Source organism: Acidianus brierleyi, from assembly GCF_003201835.2.
Classification (GTDB): Archaea; Thermoproteota; Thermoprotei_A; order Sulfolobales; family Sulfolobaceae; genus Aramenus; species Aramenus brierleyi.
Genome location: NZ_CP029289.2, coordinates 2,335,589 through 2,351,287, shown reverse-complemented (window position 1 = coordinate 2,351,287; position 15,699 = coordinate 2,335,589). Strand labels below are relative to the sequence as shown.

14 protein-coding genes and 1 CRISPR repeat array (1 of these 15 running past the window's edge) are annotated in these 15,699 nt (G+C 31.4%); of the genes, 8 read left to right on the top strand and 6 right to left on the bottom strand.

Annotated elements, in window-relative coordinates; all coding sequences use genetic code 11:
• Positions 1 to 169 precede the first annotated feature (169 nt).
• A complete protein-coding gene (locus DFR85_RS28770) occupies positions 170 to 568 on the top strand; it encodes a GNAT family N-acetyltransferase (RefSeq protein ID WP_110271244.1) in 399 nt (132 codons plus the stop codon).
• A 186-nt stretch (positions 569 to 754) separates the two neighbouring features.
• Positions 755 to 1,903, top strand: coding sequence for an MFS transporter (locus DFR85_RS28765; RefSeq protein ID WP_110271243.1), 1,149 nt, complete (start codon positions 755 to 757; stop codon positions 1,901 to 1,903).
• Here the strand turns inward: DFR85_RS28765 and DFR85_RS28760 are convergent.
• A complete protein-coding gene (locus tag DFR85_RS28760) occupies positions 1,900 to 2,757 on the bottom strand; it encodes a DUF973 family protein (RefSeq protein WP_110271242.1) in 858 nt (285 codons plus the stop codon). The genes DFR85_RS28765 and DFR85_RS28760 overlap by 4 nt on opposite strands.
• 370 nt (positions 2,758 to 3,127) lie before the next feature.
• Between DFR85_RS28760 and DFR85_RS28755 the strand changes: the two genes are divergently transcribed.
• Positions 3,128 to 3,730 (top strand): MBL fold metallo-hydrolase, encoded by a 603-nt coding sequence (locus DFR85_RS28755; RefSeq protein WP_110271241.1) that lies wholly within the window; start codon positions 3,128 to 3,130, stop codon positions 3,728 to 3,730.
• On the opposite strand, the gene DFR85_RS28750 is transcribed toward DFR85_RS28755, so the two are convergent.
• On the bottom strand, positions 3,717 to 4,808 hold the full coding sequence (locus DFR85_RS28750) for an S-methyl-5-thioribose-1-phosphate isomerase (protein ID WP_110271240.1): 1,092 nt from the start codon (positions 4,806 to 4,808) through the stop codon (positions 3,717 to 3,719). The two genes, DFR85_RS28755 and DFR85_RS28750, sit on opposite strands and share 14 nt — an antisense overlap.
• Before the next feature lie 350 nt (positions 4,809 to 5,158).
• Between DFR85_RS28750 and DFR85_RS28745 the strand changes: the two genes are divergently transcribed.
• Together DFR85_RS28745 and DFR85_RS28740 are read left to right on the top strand one after the other, a co-directional pair.
• Positions 5,159 to 6,319, top strand: a complete 1,161-nt coding sequence (locus tag DFR85_RS28745) for a 2'-5' RNA ligase family protein (RefSeq protein ID WP_012716448.1) — start codon at positions 5,159 to 5,161, stop codon at positions 6,317 to 6,319.
• Between the two features lie 394 nt (positions 6,320 to 6,713).
• Positions 6,714 to 6,965 carry a hypothetical protein gene (locus DFR85_RS28740; RefSeq protein WP_012716449.1) on the top strand — a complete coding sequence of 84 codons (252 nt, stop codon included), beginning with the start codon at positions 6,714 to 6,716 and terminating at the stop codon, positions 6,963 to 6,965.
• Positions 6,966 to 7,561: 596 nt separating this feature from the next.
• Here DFR85_RS28740 and DFR85_RS28735 read toward each other — a convergent pair.
• Complete coding sequence (locus DFR85_RS28735; protein ID WP_110271239.1) at positions 7,562 to 7,882, bottom strand: hypothetical protein; 321 nt, start codon at positions 7,880 to 7,882, stop codon at positions 7,562 to 7,564.
• Positions 7,883 to 8,217: 335 nt separating this feature from the next.
• On the opposite strand from DFR85_RS28735, the gene DFR85_RS28730 reads away from it, so the two are divergent.
• The 3 genes from DFR85_RS28730 to DFR85_RS28720 all read left to right on the top strand — a co-directional run bounded on the left by DFR85_RS28730 (position 8,218) and on the right by DFR85_RS28720 (position 8,917).
• Entirely contained in the window at positions 8,218 to 8,382 is a 165-nt protein-coding gene (locus DFR85_RS28730; protein ID WP_168367212.1) for a hypothetical protein, read from the top strand.
• A 33-nt stretch (positions 8,383 to 8,415) separates the two neighbouring features.
• Positions 8,416 to 8,646: a hypothetical protein gene (locus DFR85_RS28725; protein WP_110271238.1), complete on the top strand. Its 231-nt coding sequence runs from the start codon at positions 8,416 to 8,418 to the stop codon at positions 8,644 to 8,646.
• Between the two features lie 91 nt (positions 8,647 to 8,737).
• Complete coding sequence (locus DFR85_RS28720) at positions 8,738 to 8,917, top strand: hypothetical protein (RefSeq protein ID WP_110271912.1); 180 nt, start codon at positions 8,738 to 8,740, stop codon at positions 8,915 to 8,917.
• Positions 8,918 to 10,088: 1,171 nt separating this feature from the next.
• Here the strand turns inward: DFR85_RS28720 and DFR85_RS28715 are convergent.
• The 3 genes from DFR85_RS28715 to DFR85_RS28700 all read right to left on the bottom strand — a co-directional run bounded on the left by DFR85_RS28715 (position 10,089) and on the right by DFR85_RS28700 (position 12,092).
• Positions 10,089 to 10,487 (bottom strand): energy-coupling factor transporter transmembrane component T family protein, encoded by a 399-nt coding sequence (locus tag DFR85_RS28715; RefSeq protein WP_110271237.1) that lies wholly within the window; start codon positions 10,485 to 10,487, stop codon positions 10,089 to 10,091.
• A gap of 330 nt (positions 10,488 to 10,817) precedes the next feature.
• Positions 10,818 to 11,033 carry a hypothetical protein gene (locus tag DFR85_RS28705; RefSeq protein ID WP_110271235.1) on the bottom strand — a complete coding sequence of 72 codons (216 nt, stop codon included), beginning with the start codon at positions 11,031 to 11,033 and terminating at the stop codon, positions 10,818 to 10,820.
• A 69-nt stretch (positions 11,034 to 11,102) separates the two neighbouring features.
• Entirely contained in the window at positions 11,103 to 12,092 is a 990-nt protein-coding gene (locus DFR85_RS28700; protein WP_110271234.1) for a YncE family protein, read from the bottom strand.
• 39 nt (positions 12,093 to 12,131) lie between these two features.
• A CRISPR array of direct repeats spans positions 12,132 to 15,699; the repeat unit is 25 nt; unit sequence CTTTCAATTCCTTTTTGGATGAAAC (it continues 284 nt past the right edge of the window).

Here is a 15,699-nt window from a genome sequence, read left to right as displayed (position 1 = left end):
CCCATACGCAAATTCTTTAATACGTACTTTTATTAATCCCTTTTTTATCTAATTTATTTTATGAACTTGACGTTAAAAATAAAGTCTTATTTAAAATCGCGCTAGATGGATAATAAGGGAAATATCTCAAAAGGACATATATTTCCCGTTTAAATCTGGAGATAAACGAATGGATAAATACACACTTAAGGACTACTATACTTGGAGTTTAGAAGGGGATAAAGTATTCGTACTAGACGAAGATAACAAAATAGCTGGAATAGTAGATCTAATAGATAAAGGTGAATACGTTCTTATAGATATGTTGGCTAAAAATATACTGGTAAAATCAGAAAAAGTAGGAAGCAGATTGCTAGAATTTTCAGAAGATTATTCTTTAAAATTGGGAAAGAACATGATAATGATAGAAGCCTTAGATACTGCAAGCAATTTCTACAGGAAATTCGATTATATAGCTAAAGAGAAGAGGTTTGATAAAGAATGGGGAATATTAACCATAATGATAAAATACATAGATGCATTGAATTACGCTAATAATAAAATAGCTATTCAATCAAGCAAAATATGAAAATTTTATGAAATAAAGATCAAATATTATTTTTTGATAAAATCTTATAAAAAATATTAAGTTATTTTAGTTTACGTTATAAAATGAAGAGATAGATGAAACTAATGAAAATGCTTTAATAAAAAGAAATTTACATAAAAATTCACATCAATAACTTATATACCATGAAATATTTTGTTTTTATCAATGCCAATACCGGAAAAGCTTAAACGCTTTCTAATAGGTAATTCTGCACTATCTTTCAGTACCCCTATAATACAGATGACCTTACTTTGGTTGATATATAAGGAAATTCAGAATCCATTACTTTTCATTCCAATAGCTTCTGCAAGACCAATTTCTCAGGTCTTGATTTCCCCATTAGCCGGCTACGTTAGCGATAAGTTTGACAGGAGGAAAGCTAACTTCATTTTAGGCATATTTGCAAGACTTTCTTCTCTTACGGTAGTAATATTCCTCATCTTCCATTCGATATTATTTATAATATTTTTCTTTATTTTACGAGTTATTTTTTCTATGTTCAGTGTAATGATAGGCTCAGTAGCTTTTTATCAAATTGTACCAAGGGAGATGCAAAAACAAGCCATCTTCATAAATAGGATAGTTTACGAAAGTTCTGAAATTGCCGGTACAATTAGTTGGTATTTTTTACTTTCATATTTAGGAGTTTTTACTGCAATTTTAGGATTAATAATTTCCATGATAGGAGGAATAATATTTTATACTTTTCAAATGGGAGGAGGCCACGAAAACGTTTCGCTATCTTCAGGCTTTAAGCTCTTTAAAGAGAAGAACGTTCTAAGACTTACGACATTCGGTACTGCTTCAATACAAGGAGCTATATGGATGATAGTCTCATACGCTCCTGCATTAATTATAATTTACCATGGAACATCATTAATTTACGACATTTCCCAAGTAATCTTTTCATTATCATTCATTATAGGAAGCTGGATAATGAAAAGATTCAAGTCTGTACTAAAAATAATAGCATACACGTTACCAATATATTTCTCTATTTTTATTTTAATGATAATACATAACCCTTGGATAGTAGTTTACGGTTTAGGTGCAATAGGAATAGCGGACTCAATATACGAAATTTACTGGTTAAGAGGAATGCAAAATGGAGCAGGAGAAGAACTTTTAGGAAGTGCAATAGGAGTAGATGAATTCGTTACTGCAATTTCCAGACTATCTTTCTCGTTGTTAGCAGGATATTTATACACTACTGTAATGCTATTAGTTCCATTCTCAGGATTACTTACAATGAGTGCAGTTACATTATGGTATATAAAAAATATTAACATACTTAAGAAAATTAGTGTAGACTAAGTACCAGTTAAAGCTACTTTTACAGGAATTACTTGGCCGTTAGAAAGAGTTACAACAACTGTATATAGTTTACCTACTATTCCACTGCCCAATATCTGGAACTTTATAGAAATATTATTTACGCCTTGTATTAGAATATTAGGTTGTATATCTGTTGCAGAGAAATTTAATTCTTGTAATATAGCGCTAGTTATTTGAACTCCTTGAATTGGAGAATATAATGAAAAGAAACAAGTTCCATCTAATCTAAGTATTCCGTTTCCTACTTGATATATTGGTTGGTATGCAGGAAAATTAAAAGGTTGAATTCCTTGAATCTTTCTTATAGTATCGTCACTACCTACGTAAGTTAAAATCCAACCTATAAAATTAATACCTGGAATAATTATTAAAATACCACCGATTTTCATGAAATCATTATTATAAAATACTCCCAAATTATAAACAGATAGACCTATGAAGAGATAGGAAATGAATATAATTAATACTCCTACAATTATGAGCAAGGCCGTTATTGCTCCAAAAAATCCTACTATTGCAAGATTTAGAGAAAATATAGACATAAACGAAAGTAATCCAAAAATTCCAGCTATAAATAATATTATATAACCCCATAATATATAATTTAATCCTTGAATTCCCCTATCTACGTCCTTCCCAGTACTTTTAAAGAAATTGAAAGTATCTCTCAAACTGGGTATTGCCTTTATTATTAAAAGAACAATAGCTACAATAGTTAAAATAGCTGCTTGAGAATAAAAAATTCCTATTGCAGTAATTAATGTGACTATGGTGAACCACAATGAAGAATCTTTTAACTTATTTAAACCCTCCATATCTGGACTTTGAGCCATTACGTTTAATTGATAATCAATAATTTAAATCTAACTAGATAAGGTAAAAATTAATATATTAAAATTAAAAATGTAATATCTTTTATTTTTTCTTGACAAATAGAATAGTATAGGTATTATTGGTATACCTAATAACGCAAGAAATATAGGATTAACGTAACTAACTAGAAATTCATGAATGGACTCTACTACCTTTAATACTCCTACAGGGTAAAGATAGTAAGTTCCTGTAAATATCTTACTTCAAATTCTTTTTAAAATATAAAAAATGGAAATTTAGTGAAAAATAATAAATATTATAGTAATAATTCATGATTAAAGTAAACATTATTAAGAAAAGTACTATAACCAGAAAAACGAAAAATATTTTATGAAAGTTTACGAAATAAACCTAACTTTAGTCAAATCCTTCCTCATAGAAGGAAAAGAGGATATTCTAATAGATTCAGGAACCCCAGGGAGTGGAAAAAAGATAATATCTAGGCTAAAGGAGTTAGGAAAAGATCCAAACAAAATATCCTACGTAATTTTCACTCATTCACATGAGGATCATATAGGGGGAGCTTCAGAATTAGGAGAAAAGAAATTTTTCATCCATCAAAACGGGCTTGATTACTTAAAGGAAGGAAAAATAAGAAAACCTCAAATCCACTCACCCATAAAGATACTTTTCAAGATCGCGTCGCCCTTCCTGATGAAACCATTCAAAGGAGTGAACGGAGAAGCAATTAAAGAAGGAGAATTCCTACAAGGTATAGAAATAATTTATACTCCCGGACATACAGATGATTCAATTTCTATATATCTACCAGAAATTAACTCAATAATAGTAGGAGACACTCTTGGAGGAAAATTGAAACCGCCATCAATTTATGAAAATTACGACGAACTCCAAAAAAGTATAGAAAAAATTAAGGAATTAAAGCCTAAAAACATTTACGTATCTCACGGAAAAAGTTTCATCTCTCAATAACTTTCCTAACATTTTTATCGTAGGGAGGATATATTATTCCTTTTTCTGTAATTATTGCAGTAACGTACTTAGGAGGAGTAACGTCAAAAACTGGATTATAGACCTTAACGCCCTCTGGTGCAATGGGGACTCCCCTAACTGTCCTAACTTCGTCTGGATCCCTTTCTTCTATTACTACGTCCTCTACCCTACTCTTCATGTCAAAAGTTGTCACTGGAGCTAAAGCGTAAAAAGGAATTCCTAGTTCGTGACCTATTACTGCCTCCTTAAAAGTACCTATTTTATTGTAAACGTGACCGTCCGAAAGTATCCTATCAGCACCAACCATAATACTATTTACCATATTCTTATACATTACGAGACCTACTGCTGTATCAGCAATCAAAGTAACTGGAATACCTTCAGTCATTAGTTCATAAACCGTTAACCTACTACCTTGAAGCCACGGCCTAGTTTCTGGAGCAATGACGGAGACTTTTATTCCTAAAGCATTGGCTACCTTAACGGGAGCCAAAGCAGTACCAACACCAGTTCCAGTAGCCAAACCACCAGCATTACATTGGGTAAGCACAGTATCTCCATCGTTAATCTTTTCCAATCCGTAAATACCCATCTGAAGTTCAGCCTCTAATTCAGCGTCAAAAATCTTCTTAGCTTCCTCCTTCATCAAAGAAATTAATTCCCCTACATTTCTTGCCTCTCCATTATCTACTAAATCCTTAGCTTTTGAGAGCATGTAAGAAGTTGCCCAACTTAAATTAACCGCAGTAGGCCTAGCCTTATCAAGGATGGTCTTAGCCTTGGACAAAGAAGAAAGAGCTTCCTCAAAATTCTGTGAAGAAATAATTGACAAAACCATACCGTAAGCCGCTGTTATTCCTATTGCAGGAGCTCCCCTTACTTTCATCGATTTTATTGCGGAAGAAACCTCTTCAGGAGTCTTCAAATTTACGTAAGTAGTTTCAAAAGGCAAAGCCGATTGATCCAAGAGAGTCAGAACGTTGTTTTTATCGTCCCAAATTATTGGAGTAACCTTAGGTTTAAAAATCTCTTTTAATTCTTTTACAGAGACCTTCATCAAAGTAGTAACTCATGATAAGTATAAATCTTTTATCTGTGAACTACTACGCCCTAACCGTAGTATTTTCGAAAAGTTCTTAGACTAGGATTTAAATGAAAATCCTTAAGATAAAAGCTATAAACTTTCTGAAAGTACTACCGATAATGTCTATAATTAATATATGCACTATATATGCTAACCATTAATGCTATAACGCTGATAGCTATAGATGTCGTTTCTACTATAAATGCCATGTAAAACTACTTTAAGGTATAATACTATAAAAAGATATTAGGACTGACGAAGTAAACTTCCCAGTTTACCGAGAGGTATATTATTTTTAATAATAGGAGAAATATAAAAATATAATGAGAAATAGCTATATCATAGAAATAAGACCAATTCTAGAGAAATATAAATTAAAACAAATAATGCGAAAGATTAGATCTATAAGTTATTTGAAAGTACATAGAGTACCTCATATTACTCTCGTATATAATTTCCGACCATTAGTAGCTCCGCTTAAAATAATGGAAGTTATTAAAGAAGTATCTAATAGATATGGCAATTTAGAATTTTATTACGATAAATACGAGATAAAAAATGGGAAAGAAGGATATACGATAGCCTTAGGTATAAGGCCTAATAATGAACTTCTTCAATTTAGGGAAGACCTTTATAAGAGCCTAAAAAATTATATAAAAGAAAGGTCTGACGCTAAATTCTATAACGAGAACTTCTGGTTTCATGCTGGCATTTCTTTTCATTTATCATGTAAAGTAGTAAAAAATATTTCAAACAATAAAGAAATGCTCCAAATTTTATCTCGTTTTTTGTATGAAGCTAAGGTATTAAGGATAACACTCGTAAATACGGGTAAAATAGTCTATGAGTACGATATATTAAATAAGAAAATTCTCAATAGAGCAGAGGCCTTATCATTAGTTGAACTAGAGAAAACATATGAGAAATATAGGGAAAAGTACCTAAAAATAGAAGTAAATCCTAAAAGTTTAGATAAAATATGGTTCATAGCTGACACACACTTTGGACATAAAAATATAATTAAATATTCTGCAAGGCCTTTCGTAGACGTTACTACAATGAACGAACACATAAAAAATAAGTGGAATGAGATGATATCTAATGACGATATAGTTTATATAGTAGGGGATTTTGCTAGAAGAGATTTTAAAAATTACGTTAATTTCCTAAATGGGAAAAAGATCTTTATACAAGGTAATCATGATCCTCCAGCGATAGGAGTAAAGCAATTAGAACTACAACTAAACAATTATAAATTCATACTCTCACACTATCCAACTAATTTGAATTCTTATAATGCGTGGCTAATCCATGGTCATGTGCATAATAACAGACTGAGAAAGTACCCATTCATTAACTCTAAAATAAAGACAATTAATGTTGGCGTTGACGTAACAAAATTTTACCCTGTAAACCTGAAATGGATACTAAATCTAATAGAAACTAAGAGTGACTATTTATATTTACCACCTAAAATTATTTAAGGGAAAGAAAGTCATCATGGGTTGCACAAACTAAAATGAATTATAACTTAGTAGCTTTTAGAAATAGTGTATATTAATAGTCTCATAAAGTTCTTATTCATTTTGACAGTATAAATGGAAATAATGAGACAAAAACTTACTTGAAGTATTAGTCCATTTATGGGAAAAATGGTAAATATTACTGTTGCAGTCAGCGTACTTTAAGTTAGCACTATTGGCCATTCTATTTCACTAGTCGTCTTTCATCGCAGGCTCTATTTTACGTAGGATAAGAAAAAGATTATAGCTCTAAGGAGTAGAACTTTATTATTTTTAAATTATATTATTCTATGTATTATAGCTTATATTATAATAATACAAAAGCTGGTAATAAGTAAAAGTAGTTATTCAAGGAATGGTATTAGATAATAAAACTGCAATCTTACATGAACTAGATGGTTTTGATTATTTTATAATTTTGCGAATTACTAATCCTATGACATCAGAATATTATATATTAAACAAAAGTGAAATAGATAAATTGATTAGAGAGAATAAAATTACTTATAATGAAAATATTAAGGTGTATAGAATATTTCCTAAAATTTATGAAAAATATAGAAGCACATTAAACGAGTTTGTACATACAATATTCGAAAGTCAGTAGGTATATTAATCATAAGTTAAGGATATAGTGCATAAATTAGAGTGATCTACTTTCTCTACATATGCAATAATACTTGTGGTTACCTAGTCTTGATGCATACGTTTTTCCAGTTAATGCTACTATTCATTATTAATAAGAAATTGCTACTTACTTTTTTATCATTTTAACCTAACGTCACTGTTTCTTCCTCTTGTGGACTATCCTGATCCTAACCTTAACTTTTACCTTTATCAATAATTTTACAGTGATATTGAACAAAATTATTTCTATTATTAGTACGAAACACATATCACATCAAGGATATCTCCCAATAAGGAATTGAAAGGAGGAAAGCAAGATTAGCATTATTAAGGCGTAAATTGAGGTCATTTTATACCTTGTTTGTTTCATCCCAAAAGGAATTGAAAATCAAAAACAATACACTACATACCTTTTAACTTAGGAAAAGTTTTATGAAGAGAAAGGAAGGGGCTTTCTACATGATAAAAGCAGAAAAGCACCGTGGGCCTAAGCTTTTCACTCACTTGCTCTTTTTCCTTCTTAGCCTCTTAGTAGTATTTACTACTAGTTGAATTTTTCTCATTAAACTGAGAAGTTTATTCAATCTCAGCTATTACTAAAACTTTCTTGCCTACAAGCTTTTCCCCTATCTCTTTAGGAATAGAAATACTAAAGTATGGAATCTTTTCTTCTCCTTTTTTGTAATATTCCAAGGAAAATATCTTCACATTACTTAACTCTATTTTCTCTTCATCGGTAATTATTGTGACGTTTTTTAATATTTTTCTCTCCTTAAGTATGTTAGAATACTCTATAGGAAAAGTAACTATATAATAAGGATACTTAATTTTCTCTCCTTTACTGTTAACCTTTACATTATACTTTACCCTGACCTTTAACTCCTCTTTAATTATCATGAATAAACATTCTCCATTTTACTTTATAAATCTTTCTTTATTTTAAGAGAGATTCTTATCTAAATCATAGAAGAATCTAAGAGAGAAATATTTAAATGCTGCTTTCTCTCTTATATTTATTTGTGATTTAGATGGAATACAGAGGATCTCCGATAAACGAAAAGGACGTTTACTATTTTTGAAGTAGTTTTAATGATAAAGAATCATGAAGAATTTACCGCAGATGTTGATGATGAGGAAACTGCGACAAGATTATACGAATATATTATGTATAATAGTATAGAGTTAGGGATTATCAAAGTGACGACCTAAATAGGGAGATCTGTGAGTATTTAATGTATTATGAGGAAGGAAGAGATTACGTTGTAAAGATAGACGCTAGTATAATCATGGAAATACCTAAAACTGACGACCTAGTTGAGGCGGTATTAGGTGTAAAAAAGAGAATAATAAAAATAAGGATTAAGGCTTATTGGAAAAAGAGGAATATTTTTCAGTGAGGTCACTTTATTTTATAGCTCCTCTATTATAATATGATGGATAAGATACTTGTAAATGGAGAAAAAGTAGTCCTAATAGATAGGGAACTAGATAGGTTAGCATTCTTCTTACAAAACGAGAAGGAGTTGTACAATAATGATCACGTTTTTGTTGTAGTTGTAAGAAATGATGAAGAAGAGAAAGTAGTTAATGCTTTCATTGAGAGAAGTAAACTCCAGGGTACAGTGATAGTTATAAAACTTCACGCAAATAAACAATCCTAATTTTTGCAGTAAACTGGGGAGTTTATACAATCTCTTTATCTCAACAGTAAAGTTTTTAAACATCTAAACAGATGTTTACTTAGTGAGGGAAATGGTGTCTCACCCAACAAATAAGGAACAACTGTGGGTAAGCCCTCAATACGCTAGGATAATAAAGAAGATAGCTGTAGACATAGGGAAAAGATACTCAGACGTTGCCGACGAGGTATTAGACTTAGGCCTAAAAGAATACGCTAAGAAGTACAATATTGACATGGAAAAGTATAAATGAGGAAGAAGGATAAAATATAATGGGGGGCACCCTGATCAGCCCTGTGTCCTTCGTCACCTATCGGGAAACCCCCTTCATTAATGTGGGCGAAAAAGACATTTCCTCACCTCCGGGGGCTTGCCCCCTATTTAGATGTGTAGTTAAACAGATATTTAAATCTTTTGGTTTCTTTTTCTGCACATTTATTATCTTTATATGAATATTATAACAGTTCTTTTATTTCATTATTTTTTATACTTTAAGATAAACTAACTATCTTTTATTTCACAACTTAAGAGATAAACTATTTTACATTTTACTACTTTTTTGCACACTAAACACAAAATAACAATATATTATTTCTTTATGGAGAGACTATTATATTAATGCTCATTTTAGAGAACATACTACTAACACTTTATTATAGCCTTGGGCCCGCCCTCGCTTTTTCACAAGGCCCCAGTTTAGAGAAAGTTAGTAGTGCTGAGCAGTATCTGAGGGCTTAGCTAAACCCAAGTTAGACAAGCCTGGAATTAGGAGTAGACTTTCTACGAAAATCCTTTGCAGTATTACGCAACGTTAAAAATAATTTAATACAACATAAGAGGAGTAAAATTATTTACTGTAAAGCCTAAAATACTATCATCTAGAATAGATAAAACTTATTTCATTGCATAATAGAATGAAAATATTTAAGTAAGAGAAATTTCCGTAAACTACATTAAAGCATAGTGTCAACTAAGATTGCCACATTAGTACTTCCTATATAGGAAATACTAGTGTTTTTATTCAGTTTTTTTTTTTAAAAAAATTATTCCTCCTTCATAAATTCTTTTCACCAGTCTGGACTGCTTCTTAGCTCCTAGGAGTAATCTTGTCGTGGTGTCTTTTTTAGATTAGCCGTGTGAATGTAGCGTTATATTTACTGAAAGTTATTAGACTAGAATTTAACGATAAATCCTTAGATAAAAGCTATTAACCTTCCTGAAAGTATTAGTAAATATTACTTAGAGCGTGGTAATATTTATCGTTTCCTAAGTTTTTGCTCATACGTAATTTTATTAAGATTTTTAAAGTTTTCAAGAAGACCTAGAATTATAGGAATTTTCTAATAGAAGCATGAAATAATCTCTAATAAATATTTTATATAAGAATTTTCCACATATTTTCGTGTAATTTGACAAATGATAATTTATCCATGAACTGGAATTGCTGGAATGTATCCAGAATATACTAGATAAGAATCTACAATTACTGCAATGATAAGAATAATTAATATCGTTTTATCAACTTTACTAAAATTAATATCATTTAAAAATGTTCTGTCCTTGTACACCATAAAGGCTCTAGTTTCTGCAGAAAGACTAATGAGCCTAGCCTTTTTAAATTCGTAAATAGTTAAAGGGATTATCGCTTCAAACATTGCCTTAAGTTTGTAGAATATTTTCAAAATTCTATTTCTCTTATATCCTACACCTTTCATTAATTGTAATTTAATCGCAGTATCAGCTACCTCAAATATTCTTGGGACAGAAATTACTCCTACTGCTACAGCAAAAATTAAAGATAAAGGAATTTTAAACTTGTGCATAGACCTTATTAGATCAGAAGGGTTTACTGTTAGAAATATTAAACCAGAGAAGAGGAACATAGGGGTCGGACTTTCATTGAGGTTTCATGAATTTGTATTCAACCTCTCGTCCTCATTCCCCTTGTCCGGCTCCCCATGCCGTCTACGGGAGCGGTAGTTAAACCACTCCCTTCAAGGACATAGGGAGCCTCATCGAACCCATCCTCCCCCTCACATTGCTCATCGAGTTCACTGTAGGGCTCTCTTCTACATGATAGTATGTAACTACAAAATTTATAAACTCTCATGAGAAGAGCTAGGAATGTTAAATGATATCAAATGACATAAAATTCACGGTTTATCTGAAACTGTTGACGACGGCAAAAATATAGCGTCTCCTATTATATGGTCTGCTACAGATACTAAAGCTCCTCCAACTCCTGCCAACGCAAAATCTGTAGGAGTAAATTTAGACTTCCTCAAAATGAAAACTGCTACTATTGCAGCAAAAACAAAGTATCCCAAGACTAAAGGTAGAGGAGTTATCCCTGGTTGAAGAGAAAACATTATTATCGCCTCAAATATATTATTACAATTCCTAAAACTACTACAATTACTGCAGCTAAAGAAAGAATCTCATAAATCTTGTAAAAAGTTACTCGAATGATATTTATGGGATACTATTGAAGGAATAGGGGACGCAAAATAACTTACAGAAGATGAAGCATAATTCATAACATAAATTTCATGATTTAAGGGATCGTAAACAAGACCGTTAGGAGAATTACCTACAGTAACTTGAGATACTATTTTTCCTTCTTTATTAATTATTGCCACTTGATTATCATGGTGAGGAAGAGATAGAAATAGATAAGAATCGTAGGGATCATAAATTAGAGACGAATATCCGTTTATACCATTTTCGAAAGTTGTTACACTAACTATTTTATTATTACTAAGATTTATAATTTCCAATTGTTGCTCATAAGTTGCAACGGCCAACTCATTAGGAGGAATAAAAGTCATAGCATCCACTGTAGTATCATTTATAGAAAAATTGTCAACAATTTTCATTGAAGAAAACGAAATTCTATAAATCAAATTACTCTTATATCCTCCTACATAAACCACGTTAGTAAAATTATCATAAGCTAAGGCTTGAGGGCCGTTCATAACACTGACGTTCTTTACTGAATTATTAAAAATAAAATACAGTTTATCACCATAAGATGCAGAAACTATGATAAAATTATGGGCAGAAATTATTGCAGGATACTTTCCTATACGGGGAATATGAAAAGCCGTTATAATCTTACCAGATTTATCATTTAGTTCTATAACTGGCCCTTTTTGATATGCTATAAAAAGATAATTCCCAAGAGAAGCCAATCTAAAAGGAACAGAATGAGGATAAATTGGAAGTTTAACAGTATTAACTATTTTATTATCCCTAATTTCTTGCAACTCATTAGCTTGTTGGGCTATAATAAAAATCCTTCCATTAGAATAAACTCCGTAACTGGGACCATTCCCTACAGATATTGAACCAACTGAAAAAGATATGCCAAGTATACTCAACAATATTATACCTAAAATTGAAATATGTAAGAGTTTAAATATAGACATAAAGAAATATATGAGATTGTATATATAAATGCTATCGAACTTTCAATTCCTTTTTGGATGAAACTTTTTTCCTGAAGTTGTTTTCGTAAAAGTCGTCTAGATTAAACTTTCAATTCCTTTTTGGATGAAACATGATTACAATCGAGAAAGAGATTTATGATGTTTTAAAACAGCTTTCAATTCCTTTTTGGATGAAACACAAGTACTTTTGGAAATAATTCAACAATATCTTAGTTTCAGGGCTTTCAATTCCTTTTTGGATGAAACAAATGAATAAGCGTCATTCATAAATTGGGATGCAATATTTGACTTTCAATTCCTTTTTGGATGAAACTGTAACTGTTGCTATCATGAACGCACTTAGGTCTGCACTCTTTCAATTCCTTTTTGGATGAAACATATCACTGTTCTATCCTGTCCATACTGTGATACAAGTTTGTCTTTCAATTCCTTTTTGGATGAAACAAATTAATTAGGGGAGGGTATTATAAGGAGATAAATAAAGAACTTTCAATTCCTTTTTGGATGAAACATATAGATTTTGACACCTGAAAAAAGTTAATCTTCTTTTTTCACTTTCAATTCCTTTTTGGATGAAACCAGAATTGTAATGAAGCTTAAGGACGGTACGTGTAAAGTCTACTTTCAATTCCTTTTTGGATGAAACGATGCAACCGTTTTCTCCTACACTTTTCTGGAGTTGAACTTTCAATTCCTTTTTGGATGAAACGGGGCTTAGCCTCAACTACGTCATAAAGTATGTAACAGAAGACTTTCAATTCCTTTTTGGATGAAACCTCATTTGTCGCTAACATCTCGATCCTGCTCAGAGCGGAACTTTCAATTCCTTTTTGGATGAAACACGGCTAACTGGTGGAGATTACTTCACCGCAGATGTAAAGTTCTTTCAATTCCTTTTTGGATGAAACATGAAGGATCGGTAAGTCCTTATAGACATCTTTTATAAACAGCTTTCAATTCCTTTTTGGATGAAACGCATATAGAAACACTAAAGCAGTTAGCCAAAAACGAATCTTTCAATTCCTTTTTGGATGAAACATTACCTGGTGAACGCTGATTACCCTACTTACTACGAGGAGACCGATTTCTTTCAATTCCTTTTTGGATGAAACTTTTCCTCTTTATTAGTTGCCCTAATGTCCTCATATGGTATATCTTTCAATTCCTTTTTGGATGAAACTGTATGTCTTTGTCTCCCCAAATACTATGACAGTGTTGGGAAGCTTTCAATTCCTTTTTGGATGAAACAGTCCTACTATCATTAATGTTAGCACGAACACTATTAAGCTTTCAATTCCTTTTTGGATGAAACCTGGTCTCTATCGCTCCTAGTGCCAGTAATTTGTATATATCTTTCAATTCCTTTTTGGATGAAACGGAGCTTCGGAAAGAAGTGCTGGCATTTGAAGACTTTAGAGCCTTTCAATTCCTTTTTGGATGAAACCATAAGGGATTACGTTAAAACAAAGCTTGATGAGCTAATAGACTTTCAATTCCTTTTTGGATGAAACAATAATATATTAATGAGGGCGATTGGATCGGAATACAGATCTTTCAATTCCTTTTTGGATGAAACTTCACATCATTAATCTTCTGTTGAAAGGCGGAAAGAGGAACTTTCAATTCCTTTTTGGATGAAACTTTCCAGGGTTTTGACATAACAACATTTCTCTTCGGTAAGCACTTTCAATTCCTTTTTGGATGAAACTTAAATCAGTTCTTGTATGCATTAGATAGTTATGTTTCGGCTTTCAATTCCTTTTTGGATGAAACGAACTCGGTATGCCCTTATGCTACTGACGATGTTAAACCCGACTTTCAATTCCTTTTTGGATGAAACTTGAATGGTTGATATTATATTATTCATATTCACAAAATATTTCTTTCAATTCCTTTTTGGATGAAACCTATTGAATATCTCAATTGTATCGTTTCTTATCAATTTTAACTTTCAATTCCTTTTTGGATGAAACTCCGATATATTAGGAGTAAATTGTAAATATTCTAGAGGTACTCTTTCAATTCCTTTTTGGATGAAACTTATTTATAGCAAATAGGTCTACTTCATTTAACAACTTTTTTCTTTCAATTCCTTTTTGGATGAAACTAAGTACTGTGGCATTGCCGTATGTTGTTGATATTTCTATCTTTCAATTCCTTTTTGGATGAAACTTAACAATAATTGGGTCTATATCACTCATAATGATTCTTTCATCTTTCAATTCCTTTTTGGATGAAACATAAAACCGCGGGTAGAAACATAATTATATAATTAACTTTCAATTCCTTTTTGGATGAAACCGAATTTTTGTGACAACTCGTCAAATATTTCACCATACAACCTTTCAATTCCTTTTTGGATGAAACCTTTATTCACCATTAAAAGATATCCGTTTTTTTCTAATGTTCTTTCAATTCCTTTTTGGATGAAACAATTTCTCATAATTGGGCTATACAGATTCCCCCTTATGCCTTTCAATTCCTTTTTGGATGAAACTTGATTTTCCACCTGATGCTAATACTAGACTGTGAATATTTCTTTCAATTCCTTTTTGGATGAAACTTTGTTTTGTGATTTGTTTTAGAAGAGGAATACGCAATTTCTTTCAATTCCTTTTTGGATGAAACTATTAATGTATAGTGAAGTAGACTATATTTTATTACTTTCAATTCCTTTTTGGATGAAACTCGGTTATGATGATAAATTGGCTAAGTTTTATGAGGAGCAGAACTTTCAATTCCTTTTTGGATGAAACTCTAAAATTAAAGGATTTATTTCATATTCAACTACATCTTTTCTTTCAATTCCTTTTTGGATGAAACGTGAGGCTTCATAAGGCATGGTGAAAAGAATGTAATCTTTCAATTCCTTTTTGGATGAAACGCAAACAATCATAACCCAAAGGGAAAAACCCCAAATAAACTTTCAATTCCTTTTTGGATGAAACTTAATTTCATCTTCATTCAGCATTTATAGCTTTTCTTCTTAATACTTTCAATTCCTTTTTGGATGAAACTTAATATATTGAAAAATACATATAAATGAAGTTGATAATTACTTTCAATTCCTTTTTGGATGAAACCAAGGTATGAGATGCTTGCAAAACCGATGGAAGGGCTATTCATCTTTCAATTCCTTTTTGGATGAAACATTCTCCAATTATTTAATTAAGGAAACATCCCCCTAAAGGGCTTTCAATTCCTTTTTGGATGAAACACAAAGGACGGACTTAACTTAGTTATCCTACCGAGTTACTTTCAATTCCTTTTTGGATGAAACTCCGTATTAATATCGGGACGCACATATATTTTGAAAATAGACTTTCAATTCCTTTTTGGATGAAACCATCTCCAAGCGCTATAGGCGGAATAGTACCCTCCAGTCCTTTCAATTCCTTTTTGGATGAAACCGTATAACTTCGTCAAAATTGCGTTTGTTGTTATGAGTCTTTCAATTCCTTTTTGGATGAAACACGCGAATTGAAAGAAGAAAAAAAACTATATCTCCGTTGACTTTCAATTCCTTTTTGGATGAAACAAAAAATAAAACCGCGGGTAGAAACATAATTATATAATTAACTTTCAA

Excerpts from the sequence above, each read along its gene's own strand:
- DFR85_RS28770 (WP_110271244.1), top strand. The coding sequence starts at position 170 with ATGGATAAATACACACTTAAGGACTACTATACTTGGAGTTTAGAAGGG.
- DFR85_RS28765 (WP_110271243.1), top strand. The coding sequence starts at position 755 with ATGCCAATACCGGAAAAGCTTAAACGCTTTCTAATAGGTAATTCTGCA.
- DFR85_RS28760 (WP_110271242.1), bottom strand. The coding sequence starts at position 2,757 with ATGGCTCAAAGTCCAGATATGGAGGGTTTAAATAAGTTAAAAGATTCT.
- DFR85_RS28755 (WP_110271241.1), top strand. The coding sequence starts at position 3,128 with ATGAAAGTTTACGAAATAAACCTAACTTTAGTCAAATCCTTCCTCATA.
- DFR85_RS28750 (WP_110271240.1), bottom strand. The coding sequence starts at position 4,808 with ATGAAGGTCTCTGTAAAAGAATTAAAAGAGATTTTTAAACCTAAGGTT.
- DFR85_RS28745 (WP_012716448.1), top strand. The coding sequence starts at position 5,159 with ATGAGAAATAGCTATATCATAGAAATAAGACCAATTCTAGAGAAATAT.
- DFR85_RS28740 (WP_012716449.1), top strand. The coding sequence starts at position 6,714 with ATGGTATTAGATAATAAAACTGCAATCTTACATGAACTAGATGGTTTT.
- DFR85_RS28735 (WP_110271239.1), bottom strand. The coding sequence starts at position 7,882 with ATGATAATTAAAGAGGAGTTAAAGGTCAGGGTAAAGTATAATGTAAAG.
- DFR85_RS28730 (WP_168367212.1), top strand. The coding sequence starts at position 8,218 with ATGTATTATGAGGAAGGAAGAGATTACGTTGTAAAGATAGACGCTAGT.
- DFR85_RS28725 (WP_110271238.1), top strand. The coding sequence starts at position 8,416 with ATGATGGATAAGATACTTGTAAATGGAGAAAAAGTAGTCCTAATAGAT.
- DFR85_RS28720 (WP_110271912.1), top strand. The coding sequence starts at position 8,738 with ATGGTGTCTCACCCAACAAATAAGGAACAACTGTGGGTAAGCCCTCAA.
- DFR85_RS28715 (WP_110271237.1), bottom strand. The coding sequence starts at position 10,487 with ATGCACAAGTTTAAAATTCCTTTATCTTTAATTTTTGCTGTAGCAGTA.
- DFR85_RS28705 (WP_110271235.1), bottom strand. The coding sequence starts at position 11,033 with ATGTTTTCTCTTCAACCAGGGATAACTCCTCTACCTTTAGTCTTGGGA.
- DFR85_RS28700 (WP_110271234.1), bottom strand. The coding sequence starts at position 12,092 with ATGTCTATATTTAAACTCTTACATATTTCAATTTTAGGTATAATATTG.